This window comes from Actinoplanes sp. NPDC051633, assembly GCF_040681735.1.
Taxonomy (GTDB): Bacteria; Actinomycetota; Actinomycetes; order Mycobacteriales; family Micromonosporaceae; genus Actinoplanes.
In genome coordinates this window covers 1-3409 of record NZ_JBFAZH010000857.1, presented here as the reverse complement: position 1 = coordinate 3409, position 3409 = coordinate 1, and the positions used below count along the sequence as shown (strand labels likewise).

Annotated in this window: 3 protein-coding genes; all 3 read left to right on the top strand. The window is 71.8% G+C overall.

Annotation, left to right across the window (positions count from 1 at the left end):
- A partial coding sequence (locus AB0M20_RS33365) for an ATP-binding protein (RefSeq protein ID WP_364304320.1) occupies nucleotides 1-2099 on the top strand: 2099 nt, incomplete at its 5' end.
- Complete coding sequence (locus AB0M20_RS33360; protein ID WP_364304319.1) at nucleotides 2099-2812, top strand: DddA-like double-stranded DNA deaminase toxin; 714 nt, start codon at nucleotides 2099-2101, stop codon at nucleotides 2810-2812. The genes AB0M20_RS33365 and AB0M20_RS33360, both read left to right, overlap by 1 nt.
- The gene (locus AB0M20_RS33355; protein WP_364304318.1) at nucleotides 2809-3234 is read left to right on the top strand and encodes an Imm1 family immunity protein; all 426 of its coding nucleotides are present in this window, start codon (nucleotides 2809-2811) and stop codon (nucleotides 3232-3234) included. Before AB0M20_RS33360 ends, AB0M20_RS33355 begins: the two co-directional genes overlap by 4 nt.
- Nucleotides 3235-3409: the final 175 nt, after the last annotated feature.

Here is a 3409-nt window from a genome sequence, read left to right as displayed (position 1 = left end):
AGCTGCTCGCCTCGCTGGCCGTCGCGCCGGTCGAGGAGGTGCCCGGCCTGCGGTTCGCGATGCGATCCGAGTTCGACGTCACGCCGGAGACCACCGGCCGCGACCCGGGCGCGCTGACCGTGGGTACGGTGCTGGACCGCACCGAGACACCGGTCGGTCCACTGGAGATCCCGCGCGGCAGCCTGAACCGGCACACCTTCGTCTGCGGTGCGACCGGCGCCGGCAAGTCGCAGACGGTCCGGCACCTGCTCGAGGGCGCCACCGCCGAGCGCCTGCCGTGGCTGGTGGTCGAGCCGGCCAAGGCCGAGTACCGGCAGATGGCCGACCGGATCGGCGGCTCGCAAGTGATCACGATCCGTCCCGGCGACCCCCAGGCGCCGCCGGCCGGCTTCAACCCGCTGCGCCCGGCCGACGGGTTCCCGCTGCAGACCCACCTGGACTTGACCCGGTCGCTGTTCCTGGCCGCGTTCGAGGCCGAGGAGCCGTTCCCGCAGGTCCTCAGCGCCGCGCTGACCCGCTGTTACACCGAGCTCGGCTGGGACCTGGCGCTCAGCGAGGCCCGCGCGCCCGGCCACCACCCGCGATACCCGACGCTCGGCGACCTGCAGCGCACGGCGGAGCTCGTGGTCGACCAGATCGGGTACGGCCAGGAGATCACCGACAACGTGCGCGGGTTCATCCGGGTCCGGCTCTCCAGCCTGCGTCTCGGCACCACCGGCCGGTTCTTCGAGGGCGGCCACCCGCTGAACCTCGCCGACCTGATGCGGCACAACGTGGTCTTCGAGATCGAGGACGTCGGCGACGACCGCGACAAGGCCTTCCTGATGGGCGGTCTGCTGATCCAGCTGACCGAGCACCTGCGCGTGCAGCCCTTCGCCGCCGCGCAGGGTCTGCGCCACCTGAGTGTCTTCGAGGAGGCGCACCGGTTGCTGCGCCGCACCGAGCAGCCGGGTCCGGCGTCGCACGCGGTGGAGCTGTTCGCCGGGCTGCTGGCCGAGATCCGCGCCTACGGCGAAGGGCTGGTCATCGCCGAGCAGATCCCGGCCAAGCTCGTACCCGACGTCATCAAGAACACCGCCGTCAAGATCATGCACCGCCTCCCGGCCGCCGACGACCGCGAAGCGGTCGGTGCCACCGTCAACCTCACCGACCGCCAGTCGCAGTTTCTGGTGACGCTCCCGCCGGGCACCGCAGCCGTCTTCGCCGACGGCATGGACCAACCCGTGCTGGTACGCATGCCCGACGGCACGCCCCGCGAACGAGGCGGGCGGACGCCGACCGCCCCGGCCGACGCGGTGATCGGCCGCCGGAGCGAGACGTGCGGGGCCTCGTGCCTGAGCACGGCGTGCACGCTGCGCGACATGCGGACGGCGCAGCGATATCTGGAGGACGAACCGTGGCTGGCGGTGTGGGCGGAGCTCGGTGTGCTCGGTCACCTCACCGGCTGGCCGACGCCGGCGTTGCGGGCGCACCGGATCCGGCAGCTGCTCGACCTGCCGTCCCGGCTGCGGGAATGCGCGATGTCGCACGCGGTGGACGAGGCGGTCGCGGCACGGTCGTCGGTGCTGTCCACACAGGCCGGTCCGGCGGCGGTGGCCGGGCACGTGCTCGGATCGATGACCGGCTATCTGGACGGGGTGTTCGACTGCGCCGACGAGGAGCTGACATATCTGGCCCGGCCGTACCGGTGGTCGCGGCTCGCCGACATCCTGGACGCCTCTGTGGACGGTGCCGCTGGGCGTCGGCATCCGCGGTCCGCGGAGTGGGCCTCGGTGTACGGCCGGGAGATCCCCGGGTCGACGGTCGCCCAGCAGGCCGCGGCCGTGCGGCTGTGGCTCGACCGGGACATCTCGGATGCCTCGGTGCGCCGGGAAGTGGCGCTGGGAGTTCGCGTCCCCGGGGCGTTGGAGCGGGCGGTGGGCGCGGAGTTCGAGGCGTACGACTGGGCCGAGCGGGTCGAGACGATGCTGGCCGAGAACTTCGTCAGGTGCCACTGGCCGGCCCGTTTCCTGATCGCCGCACCACTCACGACCGAGGCCGTCGGCCCGCCGCCCGCCCGGCCGGGCGATGACGGTGTTCAGGGGCCGCTGGTGCGCTGATGGCCGAGAACGTCAAGGAGACGAAGCCACCGGAGCCGCCGCCGAAACCGCGGGAGGTGCCGAAGCCGACCGAGCGGTCGGACCGCTCGGAGACTCCCGGCCGGCCGCCCGAGACGCAGCAGTCGGCTCGGCAGGAGACGCGCGAGGCGGTGCGGGCCGAGCACGAGAAGGCGCATCATTTCGACTCGGTCGCCCCCGGGTACGACAGCGTCGGCCGTACCGAACTGCCGAAGGACTGGATGCGTACCCAGTCAGAGGACTTCGCCTCCAGGCCGAAGGACACCAACCGCCCGACCTCCGGCGCTTTCCGGTACGGCGACGCCGACTCGTCCGCCCCCACCCCGGTCTCCTCCAGCCCCCGGGACCGCAGCGTCGGCAACGACCTGGATTTCAGCCGGCTGAACGATGCGAACGGCCGGCCGCTGCGCGGCGAGCCACGCAACGCGGGTGACGCGGAGATGCGGGCGGCGAAGCAGATGCGGCTGGATTCCGCGGCCGAGGCGGAATCCCGGGAGCCCCGCCACATGGACGTCGTCCTCGACAACACCACGTGCGGCTCTCGGGATTTCGACAAGGGCAGGCCGCTGACCTGCGATCAGTTGCTACCGGGCGCGATGCCGGCCGGCGATACGATGACCGTTTACGGCAGCGTCGACGGTGGTCGCACCTTCTACAGCAAGACCTTCACAGGAACGGGAGAACTCATCCGGTGACGCTCGTGATGACCAACATCTCGGCCCAGCAAGAGCCTCTGTCGGATCCGGCGCAGGCCGGCGAGCTCTTCGACGAGGAGATCGAGCGCCCCAACGCGGACGCCCGATACGGGCAGTCGCTGTACTACGGCCCGGTCGGGGCCCGGGGGCTGCACCAGGAGCGTTCGTTCGACGAGGACGACCTGCGCGTGGACATCGACGTGGAGGCCGGCCGCGCGGCGGTCAGCTGGCTGGCCGACGGTTCGTACGCCGTGGAACTGCCGCCGGACTCCCCGCTGACGGTGTGGTATTCCGCGGACGCCGCGCCGGCCGTCGTACCGGCCGAGAAGGCGCGGGTCAGCATTGCGACAGCCCGCCGCCTGGTGCAGGAGTACGTTGCGTCCGGAAAGCGTCCGTCCAGCGTCGAGTGGGTGACAGGCTGATTCGCTGATGGCCGAGAACGTTCAGGAAACCAAGCCACCGGAGCCACCGGAGCCGCCGCCGAAACCGCCGGAGGTGCCGAAGCCGACCGAGCGGCCGGACCACGCGGAGGGTGCGTCCCCCGGCCAGCCGCACGAATCGCAGCAGTCGGCTCAGCAGGACACCCGCACCGCGGCC